At 68.0% G+C, this 26063-nt stretch carries 21 protein-coding genes; 8 read left to right on the top strand and 13 right to left on the bottom strand.

Annotation, left to right across the window (positions count from 1 at the left end; genetic code table 11):
* Window position 1: 1 nt before the first annotated feature.
* From mycP (MNAB215_RS09220) to MNAB215_RS09170, 11 genes are all read right to left on the bottom strand, one after another.
* Entirely contained in the window at window positions 2-1351 is a 1350-nt protein-coding gene (gene mycP, locus MNAB215_RS09220) for a type VII secretion-associated serine protease mycosin (RefSeq protein WP_077078538.1), read from the bottom strand.
* Window positions 1352-1536: 185 nt separating this feature from the next.
* Window positions 1537-3387 carry a type VII secretion AAA-ATPase EccA gene (eccA, locus tag MNAB215_RS09215; RefSeq protein ID WP_077078539.1) on the bottom strand — a complete coding sequence of 617 codons (1851 nt, stop codon included), beginning with the start codon at window positions 3385-3387 and terminating at the stop codon, window positions 1537-1539.
* Window positions 3384-4922 (bottom strand): type VII secretion protein EccE, encoded by a 1539-nt coding sequence (eccE, locus tag MNAB215_RS09210; protein WP_077078540.1) that lies wholly within the window; start codon window positions 4920-4922, stop codon window positions 3384-3386. Before eccE ends, eccA begins: the two co-directional genes overlap by 4 nt.
* Window positions 4919-6583, bottom strand: coding sequence for a type VII secretion-associated serine protease mycosin (mycP, locus tag MNAB215_RS09205; RefSeq protein ID WP_083746293.1), 1665 nt, complete (start codon window positions 6581-6583; stop codon window positions 4919-4921). The genes eccE and mycP (MNAB215_RS09205) overlap by 4 nt, the downstream gene beginning before the upstream one ends.
* Before the next feature lie 5 nt (window positions 6584-6588).
* Window positions 6589-8070 (bottom strand): type VII secretion integral membrane protein EccD, encoded by a 1482-nt coding sequence (gene eccD / locus MNAB215_RS09200; RefSeq protein WP_077078541.1) that lies wholly within the window; start codon window positions 8068-8070, stop codon window positions 6589-6591.
* On the bottom strand, window positions 8070-9098 hold the full coding sequence (locus MNAB215_RS09195; protein ID WP_077078542.1) for a MinD/ParA family ATP-binding protein: 1029 nt from the start codon (window positions 9096-9098) through the stop codon (window positions 8070-8072). Before MNAB215_RS09195 ends, eccD begins: the two co-directional genes overlap by 1 nt.
* Window positions 9099-9134: 36 nt before the next feature.
* Window positions 9135-9968: an ESX secretion-associated protein EspG gene (locus MNAB215_RS09190; protein WP_077078543.1), complete on the bottom strand. Its 834-nt coding sequence runs from the start codon at window positions 9966-9968 to the stop codon at window positions 9135-9137.
* Between the two features lie 64 nt (window positions 9969-10032).
* Window positions 10033-10323, bottom strand: a complete 291-nt coding sequence (locus tag MNAB215_RS09185; RefSeq protein ID WP_077078544.1) for a WXG100 family type VII secretion target — start codon at window positions 10321-10323, stop codon at window positions 10033-10035.
* Window positions 10324-10373: 50 nt separating this feature from the next.
* Window positions 10374-10697 carry a WXG100 family type VII secretion target gene (locus MNAB215_RS09180; RefSeq protein ID WP_077078545.1) on the bottom strand — a complete coding sequence of 108 codons (324 nt, stop codon included), beginning with the start codon at window positions 10695-10697 and terminating at the stop codon, window positions 10374-10376.
* A gap of 173 nt (window positions 10698-10870) precedes the next feature.
* Entirely contained in the window at window positions 10871-11389 is a 519-nt protein-coding gene (locus MNAB215_RS09175; protein WP_077078546.1) for a pullulanase, read from the bottom strand.
* Between the two features lie 24 nt (window positions 11390-11413).
* A complete protein-coding gene (locus MNAB215_RS09170; RefSeq protein WP_077078547.1) occupies window positions 11414-12859 on the bottom strand; it encodes a CCA tRNA nucleotidyltransferase in 1446 nt (481 codons plus the stop codon).
* Window positions 12860-12969: 110 nt separating this feature from the next.
* Between MNAB215_RS09170 and MNAB215_RS09165 the strand changes: the two genes are divergently transcribed.
* From MNAB215_RS09165 to MNAB215_RS09130, 8 genes are all read left to right on the top strand, one after another.
* Window positions 12970-13704 (top strand): NUDIX hydrolase, encoded by a 735-nt coding sequence (locus MNAB215_RS09165; protein ID WP_083746071.1) that lies wholly within the window; start codon window positions 12970-12972, stop codon window positions 13702-13704.
* Complete coding sequence (locus MNAB215_RS09160; protein WP_077078549.1) at window positions 13701-16109, top strand: DUF6049 family protein; 2409 nt, start codon at window positions 13701-13703, stop codon at window positions 16107-16109. The genes MNAB215_RS09165 and MNAB215_RS09160 overlap by 4 nt, the downstream gene beginning before the upstream one ends.
* 161 nt (window positions 16110-16270) lie before the next feature.
* Window positions 16271-19726 carry a lipid II flippase MurJ gene (locus MNAB215_RS09155; RefSeq protein WP_245830422.1) on the top strand — a complete coding sequence of 1152 codons (3456 nt, stop codon included), beginning with the start codon at window positions 16271-16273 and terminating at the stop codon, window positions 19724-19726.
* Between the two features lie 62 nt (window positions 19727-19788).
* On the top strand, window positions 19789-20376 hold the full coding sequence (gene sigM, locus MNAB215_RS09150; protein ID WP_077078551.1) for an RNA polymerase sigma factor SigM: 588 nt from the start codon (window positions 19789-19791) through the stop codon (window positions 20374-20376).
* 71 nt (window positions 20377-20447) lie between these two features.
* Window positions 20448-21224: a hypothetical protein gene (locus MNAB215_RS09145; RefSeq protein ID WP_077078552.1), complete on the top strand. Its 777-nt coding sequence runs from the start codon at window positions 20448-20450 to the stop codon at window positions 21222-21224.
* Between the two features lie 91 nt (window positions 21225-21315).
* Window positions 21316-22326, top strand: a complete 1011-nt coding sequence (trxB, locus tag MNAB215_RS09140) for a thioredoxin-disulfide reductase (protein ID WP_077078553.1) — start codon at window positions 21316-21318, stop codon at window positions 22324-22326.
* The gene (gene trxA / locus MNAB215_RS09135; RefSeq protein ID WP_077078554.1) at window positions 22323-22676 is read left to right on the top strand and encodes a thioredoxin; all 354 of its coding nucleotides are present in this window, start codon (window positions 22323-22325) and stop codon (window positions 22674-22676) included. Before trxB ends, trxA begins: the two co-directional genes overlap by 4 nt.
* Before the next feature lie 130 nt (window positions 22677-22806).
* Entirely contained in the window at window positions 22807-24027 is a 1221-nt protein-coding gene (locus MNAB215_RS09130; RefSeq protein ID WP_077078555.1) for an N-acetylmuramoyl-L-alanine amidase, read from the top strand.
* Here the strand turns inward: MNAB215_RS09130 and MNAB215_RS09125 are convergent.
* Window positions 24024-24776: an acetyltransferase gene (locus tag MNAB215_RS09125; protein ID WP_077078556.1), complete on the bottom strand. Its 753-nt coding sequence runs from the start codon at window positions 24774-24776 to the stop codon at window positions 24024-24026. The genes MNAB215_RS09130 and MNAB215_RS09125 overlap by 4 nt on opposite strands.
* Window positions 24777-25071: 295 nt before the next feature.
* Entirely contained in the window at window positions 25072-26055 is a 984-nt protein-coding gene (locus tag MNAB215_RS09120) for a ParB/RepB/Spo0J family partition protein (RefSeq protein WP_077078557.1), read from the bottom strand.
* Window positions 26056-26063: the final 8 nt, after the last annotated feature.

Raw genomic sequence — 26063 nt, 5'->3', positions numbered from 1 at the left:
GTCAGTGCCGCTTCAACGCACGTCGGACCAATGCCGCCAGTCCCAGAGCCACAATCAGGCCGATGATCGCGAGCGCCACCGCGTTGATCGGCCCGTGGTCGGGGCCCGGCACCGGCACCGGGGGGTGAATTCGGTCGACAGGAAACGCATTTCCCGGAGCGGAGCCCGCGGGTACATCCCACGTGAGTGCGGCGACCGCGTCGATGGTTCCCGCGCCGACGGAGTCGTCGACACCGCCTCCGGGATGCCGCGAGGTGGCGACGATCCGGTTCATGATCTGTGCCGGGGCCAGATCGGGAAAGCGTTGCCGCAACAACGCGGCCAGACCGGAGACGTACGCCGCGGCGAACGACGTCCCGGCGATCGGCACCGGTCCCTCCTTGCCGGGCAGCGCATCCACGGGCTCGCCGAGGGGTCCGAGCGCAATGATGTTGTCGGCGGCCGCCGCGACGCTCACCCACGGTCCGTGCATCGAGAACTCGCTGGGAGCCCCGTTTTGCCCGACGCCCCCGACCGTCAGCACCAGCGGTGAGTACCACGCCGGCGTGACGATCGTCTGGACCCCCAACCAGCCGTGTGGATCGGAGGCGATCGCCGGATCGGGCGGTGGATTCTGCGCACAATCGCCGCCGACGTTGCCGGCCGCCACGACGACCACCGCGCCCTTGACGTTGACCGCGTAGTTGAGAGCTCCCCCTAGGGTGGACTCGTCGACCGGCTTTTTGACCTTGAAGCAGGCGGCCTCGCTGATGTTGATCACGCCGGCGCCGAGGTTTGCGGCGTGCACCACCGCGCGGGCCAGGCTGCGGATCGATCCGGCGGCAGGCGTCGCGTTGGGGTCACTCTGGTTGTTCTGCGTGTCCTTCGGCTCAAAGGCTTCCGAGGTCTGGCGTACGGAGATCAACCGCGCGTCGGGTGCGACTCCGACGAACCCGTCGGTGAGCGAGGGCCGCCCCGCGATGAGCGACGCGGTGAGCGTCCCGTGCGAATCACAATCGGACAGGCCGTTGCCGTCGGCGACGACGAAATCGCCGCCCGCCTCGGCCGGAACCCGCGGCGTTGCGTCCACGCCGGTGTCGATCACCGCGACCGTGACGCCGGCCCCGGTCGCGAACTTCTGGGCCTGGGTAATGCCAAGGTAGGTGTTGGGCCACGGGGCATCGTGGAAATTGGTGCCCGGCAGGGTCAAGGGCGCCTTACAGACCCGCTTCTGTTCCAGCGGCTGGTCGGGCCCCGTCACATCGGGGGGCACGGCACCGGCATCGATCGTGGGCGGAGAAACGGCCGCGGCGGGGGGCGCGCTGAGGAATACGAGTGATAGCGCCACCGTGATCAGGAAGATACGGTGCACCGCCGGACACTCCGTTCGTCAAGCCGCAGCGCTGCCGTGGCGCGCCACGCATGGCCTCCCACATTTCGGGCCCGGGTGCATCTTAAGCATGCCGCGTGGCCGGTATGGGTGACTCCGCATTCTCCGGTGCCGGCGGCCGACGACTCCCGTGTCGGCCGAGGGTGGTCACCATCCGGGCGACTCCGTCAAAGCACTATCGGCACATGCTTTTCCGCGCACGCATCCTTCACCGCGGCGAGGACGTCAGGGGTGCGCAGCGTCTGCAGGTCTTCGACGGTGACCGAACCCTTGTCGGTGCGGTGTTGCGCGGCCACGCGCGAGTCCCGCAGCCGCTCCGCGCGCTCGACCACATTGCGTGCGAACCGACCGTTCTGCATGGCATCGACACCGTGTGTGCCATCGGGCAGGCGGTAGGTCCGCAATGTCGCGCAGGCTGCCTTGAGTGCCTCGGCGGCGGCCGGCTCGAGGACGGTGGCGCGCGGCTTGCCGTAGCGAAGCGCGATCTCCACCAGCTCGCCCGGCGAGTAGGACTCGAAACGCAGCTTGCGGTTGAACCGGCCCGCCAGACCCGGGTTGACCGTGAGGAATTCGTCGACTTCCTTCTCGTATCCGGCGCCGATGAAACAGAAGTCGAACCGGTGCACCTCGAGGGCCACCAGCAGCTGGTTGACCGCCTCCATGCCGATCATGTCCGGCCGCCCGTCCTGGTGGCGTTCCACGAGCGAGTAGAACTCGTCCATAAAGAGGATGCGGCCCATCGAACGGTCGATCAGTTCGTTGGTCTTCGGGCCCGAGGCCCCGATGTGCTCCCCGCAGAAGTCGGACCGCTTGACCTCGACGATCTCGGGATGACGCACGATGCCGAGCCCGGCATAGATCTTTCCCAGCGCCTCGGCGGTGGTGGTCTTACCGGTGCCGGGCGGACCCACCAACAACATGTGGTTGGTCTGGTTGGCCAGGGGCAGGCCGGCGGCCTGACGCAGCGCCCGGACCTCGATCTGGTCCTCCAGTTCGGCGACCGCCCGTTTGACTTCGGTCAACCCGACCTGGTTGTCGAGCAGGGCGCGGCCCTCCTCCAGGAGTTCACCGCGCCGCCCCTTGTTGTCCTCTTCCGCGCGCTGCTGCGCGGACAGCTCGGTGGTCACATCCCATTTATTGGTGCGGGTTTCGATGGCGCCCTCGTCGGTGATCACCAGTTGCAGCGCGGGGTCGGCCAGCGCCTGCTTGGCTGATTCGATCAGCGCGCCGTTGATCGTCGCCTTGGAAAGCCAGACCTGGGCCTTGGGTTCGTCGCCGAGCTGGCGATGCGCCATCCCGCGCACATAGGCCAAGTCGGCCGCGATCAATGGGAAGTCGTTGGGATCGACTGCGGTGACGGCGGTTTCGATCTGCTGACGCCGCGACTCGGTCGGGCCACCGTATCCGCTGCGCAGCTCGACGCGGTCGGTCCACTCCAGCGCGACCCGCGCCTGACCGAGATGGGCCGCGGCATGCGCCGCCAACGTACAGGTCGCCGCCGTGACCGCCGACATGATGATCGCCTGGGGCGGCAGGATCGCCGCAGCCGTCGAGATCACATCCGGCCACCGTTGGGTGGCGAACATCAGATACGCCTCGATGTACTGCTTCCACTGATGGTTTTCCCAGGTGTCCAGCAGCGACGAATCCCGAAGCAGCGCTTCAGCTTTCTCATACTGGCGATCGTCGATGAGCGCACTCGCCAGCGCCAGGCCGGCGTGGGAGGCCTCGGTTACCGAGATCGACAGGTACGGCCCCGCTTTGATCGGGGCGGACAAACGCGCGCCGAGCCGGTTGGTTTCGCGGTGCAGCCGCGTCCCGTATTCGTAGAGGTGCTGCACGGTCGACAACGACTCGTCACCCGCGGCGATACGGCCCAGCCAGGCGTCGGCCATCGACGGATCGACTTCCGTCGCCTCGCGAAACCGCAGCGCGGCCGCGGCGACATCGCCGTCGAGCAGAGCCATCGCCTGATCGAAGAATTTTCGTGCGGCCGCAGGAGTGGTGCTGCTGGTCATGGTGTATCCACCGCTTCCAGCTCAGAAGTTCGCAGAACCATCGGTTCCGAGGATACGTAACGATTCTCGGCGCGGAACAACTCGACCTCCACCACATGGACATGGCCGCCGGCCGTCACTTCCACCGTCGCCGGGCCCGTCTGCGTGATCAACACATTGGCCGTCCCCCGGTACGGCTCGCCCGGTTCCCCCACCGAGATCAGGGTGTTCGGCCGCGGCGCCGGCGACAAAGTGCCGTCCACCACGCTGACCGTCGTGCCGGATACCGGTTTCGCCTGGTCGGTGACGCCGACGTCCGGCATCCGAACACTGTTCCACCGCTGCATGTTTCGAGTGTGCACCGTAATCCGCTCGCCCGCACCGGCCAGCCGGATCACGAACCGCTTGGCCAGCGCGTCCTCGGCGGCGATGTGCACCCGACTGAACTCGCCCGCGTCGTCGAACGGCAGCAGCATCCGGTTGCCACCCGCGACCTTGCCGAGCAGCACCCCCGACGGTCCGATGGGAACGATCAGCGGACCGCGCAGCACTCCACGGCGGATTCCGCGTAGCGGCGGCAGCGGCCCACACAGATTGGCGGCGAGGGCCTGCGCCTGCTCGCCCCGCAAGGTCCGCAACATCAGATTCAGCGGCGCCGTCGGCGGCTGGGCGGTCCGGGCCGTCACGGTAGCCGTGGCGGTGCCGTCGCCGAAAAGCGTGACGTTCTGCACGATCCCGTCCGCGCGCGCCGACCACGCTTGCGCCAGTGACTCCGCGGTGATGTCGCCGGGCCGGTACCAGTAGGTGGTCAGCCAGCCGTTGTCGCCGCGCAGCGAGCGCCAGCGCCGGTTGGAAACCTCGAGCGCGGATCGGCCCAGTCGCCGCTCCATCTCGACGATGTCGGTGGCCGTGGCGACCTTCGCGCGGACGCCGTGCTGCCGCATGGCCGCACTGATCCGCTGCGCGGCCGCGAGCGTCGCCGTGCCGACCGAGGTCCGGTCCCGCAGCGCTTCGGCATTGTCGAGCGCCGGAGTTCGCACGATCAACCAGGTCTCGCGCTGGCCGGCATACGGCGGCGTGCCGATCAGGGTGTCGTACACCCGCGGATAGTCACCGGTGCTGCGCCGGCGCGCCCCCGCGCTGACGACGCTCAGCGAACCCAGCTTTAGGCCCAGGCTTTGATGCAGCAGGGGAACCAGCTCGGTGAGATCGAACGAGTTCTCCGTGTAGGTTGCCGTCGATCCGGTGAAAAGCGTTGGTGTATGCGCCTTTCCGAAGAGCTGGACCGCGGCCACCGCAACGCCGTCCTGGTACCGGATGCCGCCACCGGCGCGGTCGTTGGCGACGGTCAGCGGCTCCGTCCAGTTGATCGGCCGACGACGCCGGAACCACAGGATCAACCACGACCACAGCGGCTGACCCCGCCACCGGACCACGCCGACGACCAGCCCGATCACCAATCCCACTGCAGCACCGATGTATTGACCGAAGGCCCACCCCGCGAAGGCTGCGAAGAAGATGCCGACGATGATGGTCAGCTTCGTCCCGGACCTCATCGTTCCCGCCGGGCCCGAACGATCAGCGAGACCACCGCGATCGCGGCCACGACGACACCGGCGAATACCAATGCCACGTTGCGGGCGCGGTGATCCGGCGGTGGTGGCGGCGGCAGCGGGTGCAGCACGCGGCTGGCCGCGCCGGGCGGGAGCTTGTCGCCGGGAGGCACATCGAACGTCAGCGCCGCAACCGGGTCGACGACGCCGTAGCCGACCTGATTGTCGACCCCACGCGGCGGATTGTGTGCGGTCTGCAGAATGCGATTGATGATCTGATGCGCGGTGAGCCCCGGGTACTTGGCCCGCACCAACGCGGCCACCCCGCTGACATACGCGGCGGAGAAGCTGGTGCCCCAGAACGGCATGTTCTTCTCGCCCGGACGGATCGGCGGGTAGGCGTTCACCGGTCCACCCGTCTCGGGGGACAACCCCATCACACCGACGCCGGGAGCGGCGGCGGCCACCCACGGTCCGGCCAGGCTCTTACTGATCGGTGCGCCGGTGTTGTCGACCGCGCCGACCGACAGCACGTAGTCGGAGAACCACGACGGCGACGACACGGTCTTCACCTGGTGCCAGTCGCGGGGGTCCGACGCGTTCAGCGGGTCGAACGACGGGTTCTGGGCGCAGCCGTCTTCGCTGTCATTGCCCGCTGCGGCGACGATCAGCGCGTCCTTCACGGTCGCGGCGTACCACACGGCGGCACCGATGGCGCCCTGGTCCAGCGGATCAGCAGCCGAAACACATGCTGTCACACTGACATTGATCACCTTGGCGCCCATGTTCGCCGCGTGCACGATGGCACTGGCCAGCGTCGCGATAGTCCCGGCCTTCTTGCGCCCCTCCATGTCACCGCCCCCGGGGTTCACCGGTTCGAAGGCCCGCGAGGACTGCCGGATGGAGATGACGACGGCGTGCGGCGCGACACCGACGACCCCGTCGGGCGCACCCGGGGGTAGCGGCGGCACCTCTGGGTCGTCGGGCTGCCCGGGCACTGGATCGCCCGGTCCGTTGGACGGGGCGTCCGGTGGGGGTGGCGGCGGAGGCGGCGGCGCCACGGTCTGGGTGATCGTCACCGGCGACGGTGGTGGCGGGGGCGCGACCGGCGGCGGCGCTCCGCCCGGAGGTGGCGCTCCCGCGTCGGTCGGCGGTGGCCCCGCAGGCGGCGGGAACGCCGGGATGGCCGGCATCGGCGCGGGCATCGGAATCCCTTGTGGCGCTGCCCCGATCAGCGACGCCACGATGGTTCCATGCGCATCGCAATCGGAGAGGCCGTCGCCGCCCATGATGTAGTCACCGCCCGCGACGACCGGTAGCCGCCGGCTGGGATTGATGCCGGTGTCGATGACGGCGACCGGCACCCCGTTCCCGGTCGAATACTGCCAGGCCTTGCCGATGTTCAGCATAGTGATCCCGGGCGCGAGCAGACCTACGTTCGGGTCGGCGACGGTGATCGTTCTGGCGCAGGCGAAGCTTTGCCGCATCGGCTGATCCGACACGGGCTTGCCGTCCGGCGGCACCCGCCCGGGGTCGACGGTCGGCGGCGGAATTGCTTGTGCCGCAGGCAGGCTCGCTATTGCGGCGACGAGCAGGCAGGTCAGTCCCGTCGCAGCGATCCGCTGCGACGCAGCCAGTAGAGCAGCCCACGCCGCGTCAACCATCCGGGTCATCGCATCCGCACCCAGGTGAACAAGCCGCCGATCCACGCGGCCAACGGCAGGGCCGCGATGATCGCCGCTATCTCCACCCATTCCGCCGTCATCCGGACCAGCGGAGTGAACCTGGTGATGGGCACCAGTAGCGCCGCCAGCAGGCCGGCGCCGCCGAACCCGGCCAAGACCAGCACCCCCCACAACACCGGAAGCCCGGACGAAGCGGGCTCGTGCGCAACGTATTTGACGACGCCGACGCACAGTGCGGCCGCCGCCCCACAAACCAGCGAGACGGCCTGGCGCTTGTCGGCGAACGCCCGCCCACGGCTGATGAAGATCAGCACGAAGAGCCCGGCCAGCACCGCGGCCGCCATGCTCCGGTCGCGGCCCGGCATCAGGGTGGCCCACACCGCGACGGGCAGCATCAGCGCGGCACCCACACAGATTCCCGTCAGGATGTTGTTGGCACGGACGGCCGCGATCGCGATCTGCGCGCCGCGCGGCGTGGTGTCGGTATTCACTTCCTCGTCGGCACCCTCGTCCACCGGCGACACCGCATCGACCGGCATACCCGCGCCGCGGCGGAACAGATCACGCCCGGTGATTGATCCGAAGTAGGGCGGCCGGATCCTGGCCACCCAGAGTGAGATCGTCGGCGACATCGTCAACAGCAACAGCAGGGCGACCAGGGTGCACATCCCCAGCCACTGCGCGGGAACCGGCCACCACATCCGGAATCCGGAGATAACCCCGCCCAGCCCGGTCACCGTCACCACGGTCGCCGCCACGTTGGCATGGCGCCCGGTCGCGGTCGCGAGTCCACACGTCAGCACCGCGCCCATCAGCGACCCGATGAATAGGATCGCGGCCCCGACGTGCCCCGGCGCACCGGCGGCGAAGCTCACCGTGAGCAGCGGCAGCGCGGTCCAGCCGAGCCCGTCCACCATGTCGGTTCGGCCCGGCCACCAACGCCACACCGCCCACGCTCCCCCGGCGATCAGCAGGCCGGACACACCGGTCACGATGGTCGGCAGCAACGAATCAGTCGATAAGCGTTGGCGCACAGCCAATCCCAGCCCTGTCATCGAGACCATCGCGAGAATGACCAGCGCGGTGTGCGCGGCCGTCTTTAAGGTGACCGGCTCGAACAGCGTCTTGCCGATCCGGGCGAGGCCGGTCGACAACGACTCGTACTGCGGCTCGAACGATTCGCCGGCCACCACGGGAACCAGGGTGAGCGTGGCGCCGTCCTCGACGCCGAGTTCGTCGAGCGTCTTGGTGACATCCAGCCGGACACCGTTGGCCTTGTGTAGTTCGTATCCGACCCCGGACTCCAGCCCGGTGAACCCCCGCCGCTTGAGTTCGTCGTTAAGTAGCTCGACGACGTTGTCGAGGAAGGCCTCGACGGGCACCGAGGCGGGGTATACCTGCGAGACCAGATGTTCTCCACAAACGACCGCAACCGCACAACGGGCCGGAAACGATACCTTCGCCATTAGCGTGGCCTGTCAGCATCTGGAATGTATTTGTCGGCCAGGGCCGCGGTGATCTCGAATAACCGCAAGCGGGTCTTTTTCTTCAACTCGTGACGTGTGTCGATAATCCCGCCTTTGGCGAGATACGGGTCGTAAGGCATGAATTCGACCGTCGCCCCCGATTGCGCGAAACGTTCGGTGAGGTAAGCACGCGCCTCGGAATCGTATTGGTCACGGCTGTCGTTCAAAATCACCATGCTGCGCGACACCGCCTCGTGGTAGCCCATCGACCGCAGCAGGTCGATCGCGCGGGTGACCGGCAGGGAGGTGTCCGCCGTCAGACCGGACACGAAAACCAAGGTGTCGCACGCGTCGAGCACCGCCTTCATCACGGGGTGCTCGAGGTCGTCGGACGTGTCCACCACGATGACGGTGTGCGTGCGGCGCAGCCTGGACAGCACGCCGGCGAACATCGAAGCGACCAGTGGCCGCGGTTGATCCGACGCGCGGTTTCCGGCCAGGACATCGAGGCCAAGACTGTTCTGCCCCAAGTGTTCCCGGATGTCCGCATAGCCCTGGACGTCGGTGTCGTTCAGGACCGCCGCGTAATCGCCCGGCGGGGATTCATCGATGCGCCCGGCCAGTGTGCCGAAGCCGGGGGCCGCATCGATGGCGACCACGTTCTCCGGCCGGCATTCGCGGAACACCGCGCCGATGCATGCGGTCATCGTGGTCTTGCCGACGCCGCCCTTCCCCGATATGACCCCGACCACGTACTGCTTGCGAATGTGGCGCCGGATTCGTTCCTGCAATTCCCGATAATGTCTTTCACCGGGCGATTCGCCGAAGTTAATGGCGTGAAAGGTGGCGTTATAGAGGAATCGCCGCCAGCCGGCGCCCGGCGGAATCTTGCGCGGCGCCACCATATCCGAGATGCGTAATGTCCCCGATACGGAGTCTTGGTTTTGGTAGCGAGCAGCGGGCGCTTCTCTCCGAGTCGGTCCGCCCTGTTCCTCGGGATTGGACGAGCCCGTCCACGGGTTTGTCACGATGCCGATGCTAACATTTGTGCGATACCCTCTCGACTACACAACTTTTCGGTACGAAAACCATTCTTGTTCGGCCGGCAGGCGCCGCATCATATGGCCGATCGCCGCAGCGATGTTGTTCTTGTTCCCGGGAGCAACGATCATCCACCTCTTGCCCGCGGAAGACATGTGTTCGGCGACCAGCCGTCCCTCCGGCGTATCCATGATGGTCACCGCCCCCGGCTCGATGAAGGTCCGGGTCGGCCGGCCACTGTCCACGCCGGACTGGATGGCGACGATCGAGGCTTGGGCCGAACGCTCGGGATCGGCCGCAAGTTCGAGCATGTGCACCTGGTCGTGGTCGAGCCCCTGATTGTCGAAGAACGTACGCACGGACTCCTGACTGGTCGCGGCTCCGCGCAGGGCATCGGCGTCCAGCGTGACAGGTCGTAGCGTCGCCGGATCGCAGCTGCCGCACAATCGCTCGATCTGTGCGGACAGTGCCGCGCTGGCGGTTGATTCGTTGACGGTGACGCCCGCACCGCTGATCCGCACGATGTCGGCGGACCGTTCCATGGCGACCCACCACTGCGCGAATCGGGCGAGCAGCGCCCGTGCCGGTTCGGCGTCGCCGGGCATACGGAAGTGCACGAGCAGGCCGACGTCGCGCCGGGACAGCACGGTCAGCCACTCGACGATCGTGCCGTCGACGGCGCCCAACTCGTCGATGACGCCGGCGGCCCGCAGTTCGGCCGCGACCGGATGCTGCAACGCCGCCTGCTTGGGCTCGACGCTGGGCAAGTGGGGCCGCAGGCCCATCTCGGGAGCCAGGACCTCGATGCCGGTGAGCACTTGGAGGACCCACAGCCCGTCCAATGTGGTGGTTAACACGCTGTTCCCCTGACGCAGCCTGGGGGGCGCACGCACCGCGTACGCCCCCACCCCGTATGCGTGGCTAGGTAAAGAGGTTGCCCATCTGGTAGTCCGTACTCACCGCGGCGTCGTGCACATTGCTCACGGTGTGTCCGTGCAGGCTGACCGTCTGAATGAGGTCCTCCAGGCCGTGCAGCATCTGCTGCTGGGCGTCGAAGAACGCGGTCGCGCCGTGGCCCTGGAAGAAGTCGCCCAGCGCCTGGGTGAGATGCAGAACGTCGCTGTGAATTTCCATCAGCTGCGCCGCCTGCGAACCGATGTCGCCGGACAGGCCGCTGACCGCGGCGTGGTTGTAGACGATGTTGTCGGCCATTTTGTGGTTCCTTACGTGAATAAGTCTGTGGATGGAATTGACGAACCGTCTTAGGCCGAGTGCCCGCCGCCGAAAACGCCGTTGAGGTTGTGGGCCGAGTCGGCTTCGTGGTTTTCCATGAGGACCGCCGCCTGGCCGAGTCCGTGGGCCAGACGATTGCCGCCGTTCAACATCTGCTGCAGGTCATGCTCGATCTGACCGGCGGTGTTCAGCGAGGTCGTCCCCGCCTGGCCGGCCCAGCCGGTGCCGCTGATGATGTTCTCGTGGCCGCTCAAGTACTGATTGGCGATTGTCGCCGCTTCCTGCAGCCGTGATTCGATCCGTTGCTTGGTACTACGCAGCAGCTCCGGTGTGACAACGGTTGTGCCTGCCATGGTTTTCCTCCCTGATTTCTAGGCCTCCCCGACCTGGATATGCATAGCAGTTTAGACAGCGATCGGGGACTGTCACTTCACTTCTTTTTCGGCTCCACACGCGGAGTGCGGTTGGTTTACCCAAATTGAACAAAAACCATGTCAACCAGGGTGACCGAAATGCCGGCTCGCAGTCACAAGCTGGTCGCGCCGTCGGACAGGCCGTCGCCGTCGGCGTCGGTCAACCGGACATTCCACCGGCCGTCACCATCGGTGTCCACATAACCGGTCATGCCGTCCTCGCCGGCGCACAGCACCCGGTCGGCTACCCCGTTGCCATCTGTGTCGACTAACCGGTCGTCCAGCTGGCCGCGCACGTGCACGCCATCGAAGTCGACGAGTGGACCACCCGTGTGCTCGACGCCATCGAGGGACAACCAGCGCAGTTGCCCGCCCCGATCGAAACTGACCGCCCAGGTGCCCGACCCGTCGTCGGTAAAGAAGGCCTCCGGGGTGCCGTCGTTGTCGACGTCGCGCGCCGCGTGATCGGCGATCCCGTCGCCATCGAAATCCGCCAGTGCGTCATCGCGCATCCCATCCCCGTCGAGATCCAGGCCGAACGCATCCAGGCGGCCGTCGCCGTCCAGATCGAGATCGGGTTGGCCGTGCCAGATGGCCGCATGTCCGTCGTCGCCTGCCAGGCAATAGTCCATGACCGTTCTGACGCGGTCGGTCGGCTAGGGGTTCCCCCGCGATCGCCACCAGGCCAGCAGCTCGTCGGTGGCCTCTTCGTTGGTCAGCGGACCGCGGTCCAGCCGCAACTCCTTCAAAAATCGCCAGGCCTCACCGACTTGTGGTCCCGCCGGGATGTCGAGCAGCTTCATGATCTGGTTGCCGTCCAGGTCCGGGCGGACCCGCGCCAGGTCCTCCTGGGCGGCCAGCTCGGCGATCCGCGCCTCCAGCTGGTCGTAGTTCGCCTGCAGCCGCGCGGCCCGGCGCTTGTTGCGGGTGGTGCAGTCGGCGCGCACCAGCTTGTGCAGCCGCGGCAGCAGCGGCCCGGCATCCGCGACATAACGGCGCACCGCAGAGTCGGTCCACCTTCCACCGCCATAGCCGTGAAACCGGAGATGCAGGTACACCAGCCCCGAGATGTCGTCGACCATCTGCTTGGAGTACTTGAGCTCCCGCAGCCGCTTGCGCACCATCTTCGCGCCCACCACCTCGTGGTGGTGGAAGCTCACTCCGCCGTCAGGCTCGTGGCGCCGGGTGGACGGCTTGCCGATGTCGTGCAGCAGCGCCGCCCAGCGCAGCACCAGATCCGGGTCGCCCGGGTCCTCCAGCGCGATCGCCTGCCGCAGCACGGTCAACGAATGCTGGTACACGTCCTTGTGCTGGTGGTGCTCGTCGATGGCCATCTGCATACCGCCGACCTCCGGCAACACCACCTCACCCATGCCGGTGTTCACCAGCAGGTCGATGCCGGCGACCGGGTCCGCCCCGAGCAGCAGCTTGTCCAGTTCGGCGGCCACCCGCTCGGCGCTGATGCGGCCCAGCTGCGGGGCCATCTCGCCGATCGCCGTCCGCACCCGCGGGGCGACGGTGAAGCCCAGCTGCGAGACGAACCGCGCGGCGCGCAGCATGCGCAACGGGTCGTCTCCAAAGGAAACCTCCGGCGCTGACGGGGTGTCCAGCACCTGGGCGCGGACCGCCGCCAAACCGCCCAGCGGGTCCAGGAGTTCGCCCGCCCCGTCGGCTGTGACGCGCACTGCCATCGCGTTCACCGTGAAATCGCGCCGCACCAGGTCGTCGTCGAGGCGATCGCCGAAACGCACCTCGGGATGGCGGGACACCTGGTCGTAGGTGTCCGCGCGAAACGTGGTGATTTCCAGGCGGTAATCGCCCTTGCCGACGCCGATGGTGCCGAAGTCGATCCCGGTGTCCCACACACTGTCGGCCCACCGCCGCACGAGCTGCTGGATCTGGTCGGGCCGGGCGTCGGTGGTGAAATCCAGATCGGCACTCAGCCGGCCCAGGAAGGCGTCTCGCACCGAACCGCCGACCAGATACAGTTCGTGGCCCCCGGCGTCGAACGCCGATCCGATCTCGCGCAGCACCGATGCATGCTGATTCAATGCGACCGCGGCAGCGGCCAGCAGCTTCGGATCGTCGGCAGCTTCCGGCACGTTCGATCAGGGTAGTCGGGTTCGCCGGGTGGCGGCGGGCGGCGCCGCGGCGCCCTTGCTAGCGGCGAGTATGTCCGGGACACCGGCCCGTGCCAGCTACTATCGCTTGGGTGTCGGACGGCGAACATGCCAAACCACGTCGGCGCCGCGGAAGGCGTCGCAATCGTGGTGCAGCCGATGCGGCCGAGAGCAATACGAACGGCCAAGCCAGCGATGAGTCATCGGCGACCAGGAAGCGCCGGTCCCGCACACCACGACGCGGGCCGGAGCGATTACGCACCGTGCATGAAACCTCGGCGGGCGGACTAGTCATCGACGGCATCGACGGGCCGCGCGATTCGCAGGTTGCGGCGCTAATCGGTCGCATCGATCGGCGCGGGCGGATGCTGTGGTCGCTGCCCAAGGGTCATATCGAGCAAGGGGAAACCGCCGAGCAGACCGCCATCCGCGAGGTGGCCGAGGAGACCGGGATTCGTGGCAGCGTGCTGGCCGCGCTCGGACGTATCGACTACTGGTTCGTCACCGACGGCCGCCGAGTGCACAAGACCGTGCACCACTACTTGATGCGCTTCTCCGGCGGAGAACTCTGCGACGAGGACCTCGAGGTCGCCGAGGTGGCGTGGGTGCCGATGCAGGAACTGCCGTCGCGACTTGCCTACGCCGACGAACGCCGCCTCGCCGAAGTCGCCGACGAACTGATCGGGAAGCTGCAGACCGACGGGCCGTCCGCGCTGCCCCCGCTACCGCCCAGCGCGCCTCGGCGTCATCCGCAGACACATTCGCGGACCCGCAACTCCGAGAAACCCGGAACGGGCAAGAAAAACGGTCACGGGCCAGGGTCGTGACCTCGCCACGAATCTGCTGGGCCGGCTTCGTGCGCATTGCCGTCGTGGTCGGCTTCGCGGTGGTGCTCGCCGGGCCCGTCGCCATACCGCGCGCGGCCGCCGGCGAGCCGGGAACGACGCCGTTCGTCCGTGTCCGCATCGATCAGGTCACCCCGGACGTTGTCACTACGACCAGCCCGCCCACCGTCACGGTCAGCGGGATGGTCAGCAATATCGGCGACCGCCCGGTCCGCGACGTGATGGTCCGGCTCGAGCACGCCGGGGCGGTGACGGCGTCGGCGAACTTGCGTACCTCTCTTGACGGCGGCACCGATCAGTACCAGCCGGCCGCCGACTTCCTCACTGTGGCACCGGAATTGCAACGTGGGCAGGAGACCGGCTTCACGCTGTCGGCACCCCTGCGCTCATTGACCAAGACGTCGTTGGGCATCGATCGGCCGGGGATCTATCCGGTGCTGGTCAACGTCAACGGGACACCCGATTACGGTGCCCCCGCCCGGCTCGACAACGCGCGGTTCCTGCTGCCGGTGATCGGTGTGCCGCCCGACCAGGCCGACTCCCTGGAGTCCGCCGTCGCGCCGGACACCTCTAAACCCGTATGGCTGACCATGCTGTGGCCGCTGGCCGACCGCCCCCGGCTCGCGCCCGGCCAACCCGGCGGAACCATCCCGGTCCGGCTGATCGACGACGACTTGGCCACGTCGCTGGCCACCGGCGGCCGGCTGGACATCTTGTTGTCCGCGGCCGAGGTCGCCACCAGCCACGACGTCGACCCCGACGGCGCCGTCGGGCGAGCCCTGTGCCTGGCCGTCGACCCGGATCTGCTGGTCACCGCCAACGCGATGACCGGCGGGTACGTCGTGTCCAACTCCCCCGACGGTCCCGCGCAGCAACCGGGTACCCCGACGCATCCGGGCACCGGCCAGGACGCGGCGACCACCTGGCTCAACCGGTTGCGGGCGCTGGGCAGGCGCACCTGCGTGGCGCCGTTGCCGTTTGCGCAAGCCGATCTGGATGCACTGCACCGCGTCAACAATCCCGAACTGAGCTCGATCGCCACCAACGGCGCCGGCGACATCGTCGACCAGATTCTCAATCTGCCCTCGACCCGCGGCGCCACCCTGCTCCCCGACGGCCCGCTGACCGGCGGCGCGGTCGACCTCCTCGGCGCCGATAGCACCACGGTCGCGGTCGCCGCAGCCGGCTTGACCGCCCCCGACCAGCCGGGCTCGTCGGACGGCGGACCCGAGTCGGGCGCCGCGGTCGACACCGCACCTCGGCGGCTGTCTCCCCAGGTGGCGGTCGCCCCGTTCGACCCGGCCGTGGGAGCCGCGCTGGCCGGGGCGGGAAACAACCCCACCGTGCCGACCTACCTGGACCCGTCGCTGACGGTCCGGCTTGCCCACGACTCGGGCACGGCGCGGCGTCAGGACGCCCTGGGCTCCATGTTCTGGCACGCCCTGGACCGGGACGCCGCGCCGCGCACTCAGATCCTGGTCCCGCCCGCCGTCTGGAACCTGCAAACCGACGACGCGCAGGTCATCATGACCGCGCTGGCCACCAGCATCCGGTCCGGTCTGGCGGTCGCCCGACCACTGCCAGCGGTGATCGCCGAGGCCCAAGCCATCGACCCGACCCGCACCGAACCGGCCGATGCCCCCGGCGCCGCGGTTGTCGAACGCGGCCGGTTCGCCGACGCCGTCGCGGCCGACGCCGGCGATCAGGCCGGGCGGCTGGGACGGCTGACGTCGGCATTGAGCACCGACGAGCGCACCGGGCTGACCGGCATCCAGTACACCGCCCCGCTTCGCGAGGACATGCTGCGCGCGTTGAGCCAATCGCAGCCACCCGATACCCGCAACGGACTGGCGCAGCAGCGGCTGGCCGTCGTCGGCAACACGATCAACGACCTGTTCGGCGCGGTCACCATCGTCAACCCGGGTGGCTCCTACACGCTGGCCACCGAACACAGCCCTCTGCCGTTGGCACTGCACAACGGACTGGCCGTGCCCATCAAGGTGCGGCTGCAGGTCGACGCTCCCCCGGGGATGACCGTCACCGACGTCGGGCAGATCGAATTGCCGCCCGGCTACCTGCCGCTGCGGGTGCCGATCGAAGTGAACTTCACCCAGCGGGTGGCCATCGACGTCACCCTGCGAACCCCCGATGGCACGCGGTTGGGCGATCCGGTCCGCATGTCGGTGCACTCCAACGCCTACGGCAAGGTGCTTTTCGCGATCACCCTGACCGCGGCGGCGGTGTTGGTGCTGCTCGCCGGGCGGCGACTGTGGCACCGGTTCCGCGGGCAGCCCGACCGCGCCGACCTGGACCGTCCCGATCCGCCGCGCCGCAGATCCGCCAACGACGACGTCGACCACCTGGTCGATGAAGAGCACCGAGTATGAAACCCGCTTACCCGCCGCCCCACCCACAGCCACCGCCGCACCGACCATCCCGGCCACAACCCCCAGCGCGCGGCCAGATTCCGGCGCCCACGGGGCCGGGCTCGGTAGCCCCACCGGGTCCCGGCCTGCCCACCCGGCGAGCCGAATTGTCCGACGCCGCAATGGTTTCGCATTCGTGGGCGATGGCGTTCGCGACGCTGGTCAGCAGGATCACCGGCTTTGCCCGCATCGTGTTGTTGGCCGCGATCCTGGGCGCCGCGCTGTCGAGTGCTTTCTCGGTGGCCAACCAGCTGCCGAACCTGGTTGCCGCGCTGGTGCTCGAGGCAACGTTCACTGCGATCTTCGTGCCGGTGCTGGCCCGCGCCGAGCAAAGCGACCCCGACGGCGGCGCGGCCTTCGTGCGCCGCCTCGTCACCGTGACCAGCACCCTGCTGGTATTCGCGACGGCGTTGTCCGTCGTGGCGGCACCGCTGCTGGTGCGGCTGATGCTGGGCCGCAGCCCGCAGGTCAACGAGCCCCTGACAACCGCGTTCGCCTATCTGCTGCTGCCGCAAGTGCTCGCCTACGGCCTCACCTCGGTGTTCATGGCAATCCTGAACACCCGCAACGTGTTTGGGCCGACCGCGTGGGCGCCCGTTGTCAACAACCTCGTCGCGCTGGCCACCCTGGCCGTGTATCTGGCGGTGCCCGGTGACCTCTCCGTCGATCCCGTCCGGATGGGCAACACCAAGCTGCTGGTGCTCGCCGTTGGGACCACCGCGGGCGTCTACGCGCAGACCGCGGTGCTGCTGGTCGCGCTCAAGCGAGAGCGTGTCAGCCTGCGTCCGCTCTGGGGAATCGACGAGCGGCTCAAGCGCTTCGGCGCGATGGCCGCGGCGATGGTGCTCTATGTGCTGATCAGCCAACTCGGCTTGGTGGTGGGCAACCAAATCGCGAGTACCGCGGCGGCTTCCGGGCCCGCGATCTACAACTACACCTGGCTGGTGCTGATGTTGCCGTTCGGCATGATCGGCGTCACGGTGCTGACCGTGGTGATGCCGCGGCTAAGCCGCAACGCGGCGGCCAGCGACACCAAGGCAGTGCTCGGCGACCTGTCGCTCGCAACCCGGCTGACGCTGATCACCCTCATTCCGATTGTGGCGTTCATGACCGTAGCCGGGCCGGCGATCGGTAGCGCATTGTTCGCCTACGGCCACTTCGGGAACGTGGACGCCGGATATCTGGGTGCCGCAATCGCGTTGTCGGCGTTCACCTTGCTCCCCTACGGCCTGGTGCTCCTGCAGCTGCGAGTGTTCTACGCGCGCGAGCAGCCGTGGACGCCGATCGTGATCATTCTCGTCATCACGGCCGTGAAGATCGCCGGCTCGGTGCTGGCGCCACATGTCACCGATAACCCCCAGCTGGTCGCCGGGTTCCTCGGGCTGGCAAACGGGCTCGGGTTTCTGGCCGGCGCGATCGTTGGCTACCTCTTGCTGCGGCGCACCCTGCTGCCGGCCGGCGGCCACCTGGTGGGCGTCGCCGAGGTGCGCACGGTCCTGGTCACCCTTGTCGCGTCGATGCTCGCCGGTCTGATCGCTCACGTCGCCGACCGGTTACTCGGACTGAACGCGTTGACCGCACATGGCGGCGCCGGCGGCTCGCTGCTGCGACTGCTGATACTCGCCGCCATCATGCTGCCGATCATGACGACGTTCATGGTCCGCGCACGCGTCCCCGAGGCGCAGGCCGCCCTGGGCGCCGTCAGGCGCCGCCTCGGGGGCCGCCAGCGCGTGGCGCTGACACCGCCCAAAGCAACTGTGCCGGATGCATCGTCTCGCCCTGGCCCGGTCCCGTACCCTGAGCAGAGGAATTCGTCCCCGCCGGGGGCAAATGCGGTCCAGGAGCCGATCCGGCGCAGGCCTCCGGAGCGGGCAGCCAACGCCCCTCTAGCGAAAGGACCGGAGGTGACCGACCGCCCATCGGAGAGCGCCGCATCCAGCTCCGGGTCAGGTGCTCCGCCACACCGGCCGGTTGCCGATGACTTCCAGCCCGACATTCCGTCCGGCTTCGAGGCGAGCTCAGCCGGAAGCTCGACGGCGCCACCCCCCTCCGACCAGCGCAACGGCGATCCGGCCCGCGACCGAGCCACGGAAGCCTCCCCCGACGAAGGCCACTTGGTTCCCGGCGCCCGCATCGCCGGGGGCCGGTACCGCCTGCTGGTCTTCCACGGCGGAGCGCCTCCCCTGCAGTTCTGGCAGGCGCTCGACACCGCGCTGGACCGGCAGGTGGCCCTCACCTTCGTCGATCCGGACGGGGCCCTGCCCGAGGACGTTCTGCAGGAAATCCTGTCCCGCACCTTGCGGCTCAGCCGGATCGACAAGGGCGGCATCGCCCGGGTCCTCGACGTCGTGCATACCGGTTCGGGGGGCCTGGTGGTCGCGGAGTGGATTCGCGGCGGATCGCTGCAGGAGGTCGCCGACACCGCGCCCTCGCCCGTCGGCGCCGTGCGGGCCATGCAGTCGCTGGCCGCTGCTGCCGACGCCGCCCACCGCAACGGTGTCGCCCTGTCGATCGACCATCCCAGCCGGGTCCGCGTCAGCATCGATGGCGATGTGGTGCTGGCCTATCCGGCGACGATGCCCGACGCCAACCCCGAGGACGACATCCGGGGAATCGGCGCCTCGCTGTACGCGCTGCTGGTCAACCGCTGGCCGCTGCCGGAGTTCGGGGTGCGCAGCGGGCTCGCGCCGGCCGACCGCGACCTCAATGGCCTTCCCGTCGAACCCACTGCCATCGACCGCGACATCCCCTTTCAGATCTCCGCTGTTGCCGTGCGGGCTGTCCAGGAAGACGGTGGAATACGCAGTGCCTCAACACTTTTGAACCTACTGCAGCAAGCGACGGCAGTGGCTGATCGCACCGAGGTGCTCGGTCCCATCGACGACTCGTCGGCGCCGCCGCCACCGGTGGCGCCTGGTCGCGAGTACTCGGCCATGGTGCGCCGGCGTCGCGGACTGCTGATCGGAATCGGCGCAGGCCTCGTCATCCTCGTGGTCGCGCTGTTGGTGCTCGCGTCGATCGTGAGCAAGATCTTCGGCAACGTCGGTGGCCTCAACAAAGACGAGCTCGGGCTGAACGGGCCCAGCTCATCGAACGCGTCGTCGACGGCCAGTCCCGCGGCCGCCGGCAGCACGGTCAAACCCACCAAGGCGACCGTCTTCTCCCCTGACGGCGACCCCGACAATCCCGGTCAGGCCGGACAGGCCATCGACGGCGACCCCGGTACCGCCTGGTCGACGGAGATCTACACCGACCCTGTTCCGTTCCCGTCGTTCAAGCAGGGCGAGGGGCTGATGCTGCAGCTGCCCAGCCCCACGGTGGTGGGCCAGGTCGGCATCGACGTTGCCGGCACGGGGACCAAGGTCGAGATTCGGTCCGCCTCCACCCCGACGCCGTCGAAGCTGGAGGACACCACCGTGCTGGTTCCGGCCTTCGCGCTCAAGCCCGGCCACAACGTCATACCGGTACGGGCCGGTTCACCGACGTCGAACCTGCTGGTGTGGATTACCACACTGGGAACCACCAATGGCAAGAGCCAAGCGACCTTCTCCGAAATCACGGTCCAGGCCTCCTCCTGACACTCACAACCGGCCCGGCCAGGTGAAGTGCTGCGCCAGGACCGATTGGTTACTGTCCGGCCGTGGGGTATGGGGCAGGCATCCAGGGTGAGCGCAGTGACGCCGAATTGCTCGCCGCCCACGTCGCCGGCGATCGCCACGCCTTCGCCGAGCTGTTCCGCCGTCATCAACGCCAATTGCACCGGCTGGCACGGCTGACCACGCATAGTCGCGAGGACGCCGAAGACGCGCTGCAGGATGCCATGCTGTCGGCGCACCGCGGCGCCGGTTCGTTCCGCTATGACGCGGCCGTCGGCAGTTGGCTGCACCGCATCGTGGTCAACGCGTGCCTGGACCGGCTACGTCGCGCCAAGGCCCATCGCACCACCCCGCTGGAAGACATCTATCCGGTGCCCGATCGGACCGCCCAGGTCGAGACCGCGATCGGGGTGCAGCACGCGCTGATGCGGTTGCCGGTGGAGCAACGGGCGGCGGTGGTGGCGGTCGACATGCAGGGCTACTCGATCGCGGAAACCGCCTCGCTGCTCGGCATCCCCGAGGGCACGGTCAAGAGCCGGTGCGCGCGCGGCCGGGTGCGCCTGGCGCAGTTGCTCGGGCACCTCGACGCCGGTGTGTACACCAGTCCGGACCGGCCCGCAGCTCAGCGCTGACACCGCTCGGTGTCGCCCGTCACGCGGGCTGTGCATGGCCATCGGCCTGTGCATGACGGACACTGAGGCGGATGGGTGAAGCGCAGAACGATCCGGCGGAGCACGCCCCGGATCAGGGGAACCCAGCCGACCCTGCGCTGACCGTGGAACTCATCGCCGACCTGCAGGCCGGTGTCCTCGACGACGAGGCCGCCGCCAGGGTACGCAGGCAAGTCCGCGCCGATCCGCAGGCCGAAGGGGTGCTGCGGGCGCTGAACCAGGTGCGCCGCGACGTCGCCGCCGCGGGTTCGGATCCAGCGTCGGCCCCCGAGGTGCCCCCCGAGGTCACCGCCCGAATCTCCGGCGCGCTGACGTCGGCCCCCGGTGCCCAACCCAGCGCCCGCGGCTCGGCCCATTCCGCGCGCCCGCACATCCGTCCCGCCCGGCTCGTCGCGGGGATCGCCGGCGGGTGCGCGGCGCTGGCCGCGATCGGATTCGGCACCGCCGCGCTGATCAACGCACCAGCCCCCGCGCCCAGCACCGAGCCGACCGCCGAGCACATTACGGTCTCCACGCCACCGATGGTGATCCCGCTCTCGCAGGCCGAGCTCCTCGCCCTACTCCACCGCAGCCCGGACTACGGCCCGCTCAGCGACCCGGCCCGGCGCGCGTCCTGCCTCAACGGCCTCGGGTATCCCGCGTCCACTCAGGTACTGGGCGGGCGGCCGGTCGAGATCAACGCCCGCCCCGGCATAGTGCTGGTCATGCCCGGCGACACCCCCGACAACTTGGCGGTCTTCGCGGTGGCACCGACCTGCAGCGCGGCCGACACCGGGCTGTTAGCCGACACCCAAATTCCCCGCCCTTAATGTGGTGCGATGTGTTGCGCAACGCAGCGGGAACACCCACGCCTACGCTGGCGTTCGAACGAATGCAAATATCTGGATCGGAAAGGCTCGAATGACCGCCTCTGGTGCTGACGAGACAGTGCACAACGTAATCGTTATCGGTTCGGGCCCGGCTGGATACACCGCGGCCCTCTATGCCGCCCGCGCGCAGCTGGCACCGCTGGTTTTCGAAGGCACCTCCTTCGGTGGCGCGCTGATGACGACGACCGAAGTGGAGAACTACCCCGGGTTCCGCGACGGCATCACCGGCCCGGAGTTGATGGATGAAATGCGCGAGCAGGCGCTGCGGTTCGGCGCGGACCTGCGGATGGAAGACATCGAGTCGGTGTCGCTGGACGGACCGATCAAATCCGTGGTCACCGCCGACGGACACACCTACCGCGCCCGGGCGGTCATCTTGGCGATGGGCGCCGCCGCCCGCTATCTGAATGTGCCCGGCGAGCAGGAGTTGCTGGGACGTGGCGTGAGCTCGTGTGCCACCTGCGATGGGTTCTTCTTCAAGGACCAGGACATCGCCGTCATTGGCGGCGGCGACTCCGCGATGGAAGAGGCCACCTTCTTGACCCGCTTCGCCCGCAGCGTCACCCTGGTGCACCGGCGCGAGGAGTTTCGCGCATCGCGAATCATGCTCGACCGTGCCCGCAACAACGACAAGATCAAGTTCGTCACCAACGCTGCCGTCGTCGCGGTCGACGGCGACAGCACGGTGACGGGACTCAGGTTGCGCGACACCGTAACTGGCGAAGAATCCACAATCCCGGTAACGGGCGTCTTCGTGGCAATCGGTCACGACCCGCGTTCGAGCCTGGTCCGCGACGTTGTCGATGTCGATCCGGAAGGCTACGTACTCGTCCAGGGACGCACCACCTACACATCGGTGGACGGCGTCTTCGCTGCCGGCGACCTGGTGGACCACACATACCGGCAGGCGGTCACCGCAGCGGGCAGCGGCTGTGCCGCCGCCATCGACGCGGAGCGGTGGCTGGCCGATCGTGAAGAGTCGGCATCCGGTGCCGACGGTCAAGCAGCAGGAAACACCGATTTGATTGGAGCACCACGATGAGTGACGCCGAAAAGGCCGGGGCCACAATAGAAGTCTCTGATGCATCCTTTTCCACGGATGTGTTGTCCAGCAATAAGCCTGTGCTGGTTGACTTTTGGGCGACCTGGTGCGGACCGTGCAAGATGGTCGCGCCGGTTCTCGAAGAGATAGCGGCCGAAAGCAAAGAACAACTCACGGTCGCAAAGCTCGACGTTGACGCCAACCCGGAAACCGCGCGTGACTTTCAGGTGGTTTCGATCCCCACGATGATCCTGTTCAAGGACGGTCAACCGGTAAAACGGATCGTTGGCGCAAAGGGCAAGGCGGCCTTGCTGCGCGAGCTGTCCGACGCGGTTCCCCACCTCAACTGATCGCGCCGACCTTTCGACGCACCCTCGCCGCTTAGCCTGGGGTTTTCCCGAAATTGAGCAGGATCTGCGACAATACCGGTTAGCTGTATTGCATATGTCAGGCAGGCAGTAAGCCCCGGAGGACCTTTGTATGTCGAGTCCGCGCCGCGTAAATGGCGACGCCCTGCGCTGTGGTGACCGCAGCGCAGCTGTGACCGAGATCCGGGTCGCGCTGTCCGCGCTGGGGCTTCTGGACAACGGCGACGAGGACATGACCACCGGCCGGCATGTGGCTCTCGAGCTGTTCGACGTCGGGCTCGACCAGGCGGTACGCGCCTTTCAGCAGCATCGCGGGTTATTGGTCGACGGCATCGTCGGCGAGGCCACCTACCGAGCGCTCAAAGAAGCCTCCTACCGGCTGGGCGCCCGCACGCTGTTTCACCAATTCGGTGCCCCGCTCTACGGCGACGACGTCGCGACATTGCAGGCCCGGCTGCAGGACCTCGGGTTCTACACCGGCTTGGTCGACGGACACTTCGGGCTGCAGACCCACAACGCCCTGGTGTCGTATCAGCGCGAGTACGGGCTTGCCGCCGACGGCATCTGCGGCCCAGAAACGTTGCGCTCCTTGTACTTTCTGAGTTCACGGGTCTCGGGCGGCTCACCCCACGCGATTCGCGAAGAGGAGCTGGTACGGCGGTCGGGCCCCAGACTGTCGGGGAAACGGATCATCATCGATCCGGGCCGCGGCGGTGGCGATCACGGCTTCATCGCGCACGGCCCCGGCGGCCCGATCAGCGAAGCAGACGTGCTGTGGGACTTGGCAAGCCGCCTCGAGGGCCGGATGACGGCCATCGGGATGGAGACCTTCCTCTCGCGGCCGACCAACCGCAGCCCCTCGGACGCCGAGCGTGCCGCCACGGCCAACAACGTCGGCGCCGACCTGATGATCAGCCTGCGCTGCGAAACCCAGACCAGCCTTTCGGCCAATGGCGTGGCGTCGTTCCACTTCGGTAATTCGCACGGCTCGGTGTCGACCATCGGCCGCAACCTGGCCGACTTCATTCAGCGAGAAGTTGTGGCGCGCACCGGATTACGGGACTGCCGTACCCATGGCCGAACGTGGGACCTGCTACGGCTGACCCGGATGCCGACCGTTCAGGTCGACGTCGGCTACATCACCAACCCGCGCGACCGGGCGATGCTGGTCTCGACGCAGACCCGCGACGCCATCGCCGAAGGCATTCTCGCCGCGGTCAAAAGGCTCTACCTGCTCGGCAAGAACGACCGGCCCACCGGCACCTTCACCTTCGCCGAGCTGCTCGCTCACGAGCTGTCGGTGGAGCGGGCGTCCGGGCTCGGCGGTTCCTAACCGCCGTTGTCCTTGATCTGCAACGCATTCGACACCGTGGACCCGGCTCCGACCGGCTGCTCTAGCTGAGCACTCGCGAGCAGTCGCTCCAGGGCTGCCTCCACCGCGGCCTTCCACCCCAGGCCCTTGTCCAGCTCGAGCCGCAGCCGTGGGAAGTACGGATGTGGCGCCACCACAACGAATCCCACGTCCTGCAAGAATTCCGCGTCGATGATGCACCGATCGACCGAGCAGTCACCGAGGGCCTCCAACACCGGCCGCACTGTGGGGTCCACCAGTTGCGGGTCGTGCAATTCCGAAGCGGCCGGCGTACGCCCGAATGCCTCCAGTGCCCGGACTCCGCGCCGCACCAACTCCTCGATCACCTGGGCGAGCAGACTGTGCGCCAGGTCGTCGGGAGCATGCCCGAATTCGACCCCCATCGACGTCAGCAGCACCGCGTCCGGAGACACGGGCGCGGTGGGAAACCGATGGGCCCGCGGTACCGCCCCCGGCGGCGCATAGAGGACGTACCCCAAGCACGAAGGCTCGGCAGCGCTGTGCTCGTCGGGGACCGTCGTGGCGACCTGCCCGCAGGACCCCCACTCCAGCATCACCATCGACAACCAGGCTTCCTTTTCGAATTCCGGGTCAGCGAGATGGCTGTCGCCCAGAGTCGCTGGGTCGACCTCCCAGAAGACGCATCGCCGCGCATGCTTCGGCAGCTGCTCGAAACCCTCGAGCCGCAACGGGGAAATTCGAGCCGACACTAGCCTCCTGGCTTCCGTGCGTACTGCAGCCGATTGCCTACAGCCCGGCGATTCGGGCTGACATGCGCCACCAACCGCTCCAGGATAGGAGAGTTTGTCGTCATTGGGCCACTGTTGACGCTGTTGCGTGAGCCAACCCGGCAGAACCCACGAACTCGTGGCCGCGCGCCGGCGGCGGAATGCGAAATGCTTTGGTATGCAATGGTTTTCCGCGTGGTGGCAGGGCCTGGGACGGTTCTCGTGCGCCCGAAAAGGGTCGCGTTGTCACCGTGACGTAATTACACCGTATGTCCGGTCATGCCTTTGGTGGGGTCATCACGTCGATAATTCGCTGCAGATCCTCCACCGAGCCGAACTCCACCACGATCCGGCCCTTGCGTTTGCCGAGGCTGACGGTGACGCGGGTGTCGAAGGTGTTCGACAGCCGGTCGGCAACGTCCTGGAGCCCCGGCATCTGAATCGGCTTGCGTCGGGGCGCTGGCGGGGCGGCGGCGTCACCACGGTTGGCCAGGGTGACGGCCTCCTCGGTAGCTCGCACCGACAGGCCCTCGGCGACGATGCGGCCGGCGAGCTCCTCCTGTGCCTCGGGACCAGATTCCAGGGACAGCAGCGCGCGGGCATGGCCGGCCGACAGCACCCCGGCCGCCACTCGGCGCTGGACCGCGATCGGCAGCTTGAGCAAGCGGATCATGTTGGAGATCAGCGGCCGCGAGCGACCGATCCGCGAAGCCAGTTCCTCGTGGGTGACCCCAAACTCGTCGAGCAGCTGTTGGTAAGCCGCCGCCTCTTCCAACGGATTCAGCTGTGCCCGATGGATATTCTCCAGGAGGGCGTCGCGCAGCAGATTGTCATCGCCCGTCTCGCGCACGATGGCCGGGATGGTGGCCAGGCCCGCCTCCTGCGCCGCCCGCCACCGCCGCTCCCCCATCACGATCTGGTAGCGCGCGCCGCCCGGCGTCCCGGCCGTCGCCCGCACCACGATGGGTTGCAGCAGACCGAACTCGCGGATCGAGTGCACCAACTCGGCCAGCGCCTCTTCGTCGAACACCTGGCGCGGCTGCTTCGGGTTCGGCTCGATATCGGACGGCGCGATCTCGCGGTACACCGCGCCCATCGCGGCGGCGTCCTGCGGGGTCCCCCCGATCAGGACGTCGGCGGCCGCGTCCCCCATCCGGGGGCCCAGCGTCGCCGGGCCCGAGTCGCCATCGGCCGGGCCGGTGGGGATCAGCGAAGCCAGGCCCCGTCCGAGGCCGCCCTTCTTGCGTAACGGCTGCGTCATGGTCGTCC

It is taken from the genome of Mycobacterium numidiamassiliense (assembly GCF_900157365.1).
Taxonomy (GTDB): Bacteria; Actinomycetota; Actinomycetes; order Mycobacteriales; family Mycobacteriaceae; genus Mycobacterium; species Mycobacterium numidiamassiliense.
The sequence above is the reverse complement of the archived record's forward strand: the minus strand, read 5'-3'. Positions and strand labels throughout refer to the sequence as shown.

What these genes read in the sequence shown, in the direction of transcription:
- mycP (WP_083746293.1), bottom strand. Translation starts at nt 6,583, where the DNA reads ATGGTTGACGCGGCGTGGGCTGCTCTACTGGCTGCGTCGCAGCGGATC.
- MNAB215_RS09180 (WP_077078545.1), bottom strand. Translation starts at nt 10,697, where the DNA reads ATGGCAGGCACAACCGTTGTCACACCGGAGCTGCTGCGTAGTACCAAG.
- MNAB215_RS09145 (WP_077078552.1), top strand. Translation starts at nt 20,448, where the DNA reads ATGGGTGAAGCGCAGAACGATCCGGCGGAGCACGCCCCGGATCAGGGG.
- eccA (WP_077078539.1), bottom strand. Translation starts at nt 3,387, where the DNA reads ATGACCAGCAGCACCACTCCTGCGGCCGCACGAAAATTCTTCGATCAG.
- eccD (WP_077078541.1), bottom strand. Translation starts at nt 8,070, where the DNA reads ATGGCGAAGGTATCGTTTCCGGCCCGTTGTGCGGTTGCGGTCGTTTGT.
- MNAB215_RS09120 (WP_077078557.1), bottom strand. Translation starts at nt 26,055, where the DNA reads ATGACGCAGCCGTTACGCAAGAAGGGCGGCCTCGGACGGGGCCTGGCT.
- MNAB215_RS09155 (WP_245830422.1), top strand. Translation starts at nt 16,271, where the DNA reads ATGGTTTCGCATTCGTGGGCGATGGCGTTCGCGACGCTGGTCAGCAGG.
- trxA (WP_077078554.1), top strand. Translation starts at nt 22,323, where the DNA reads ATGAGTGACGCCGAAAAGGCCGGGGCCACAATAGAAGTCTCTGATGCA.
- MNAB215_RS09185 (WP_077078544.1), bottom strand. Translation starts at nt 10,323, where the DNA reads ATGGCCGACAACATCGTCTACAACCACGCCGCGGTCAGCGGCCTGTCC.
- eccE (WP_077078540.1), bottom strand. Translation starts at nt 4,922, where the DNA reads ATGAGGTCCGGGACGAAGCTGACCATCATCGTCGGCATCTTCTTCGCA.
- MNAB215_RS09130 (WP_077078555.1), top strand. Translation starts at nt 22,807, where the DNA reads ATGTCGAGTCCGCGCCGCGTAAATGGCGACGCCCTGCGCTGTGGTGAC.
- MNAB215_RS09175 (WP_077078546.1), bottom strand. Translation starts at nt 11,389, where the DNA reads ATGGACTATTGCCTGGCAGGCGACGACGGACATGCGGCCATCTGGCAC.
- trxB (WP_077078553.1), top strand. Translation starts at nt 21,316, where the DNA reads ATGACCGCCTCTGGTGCTGACGAGACAGTGCACAACGTAATCGTTATC.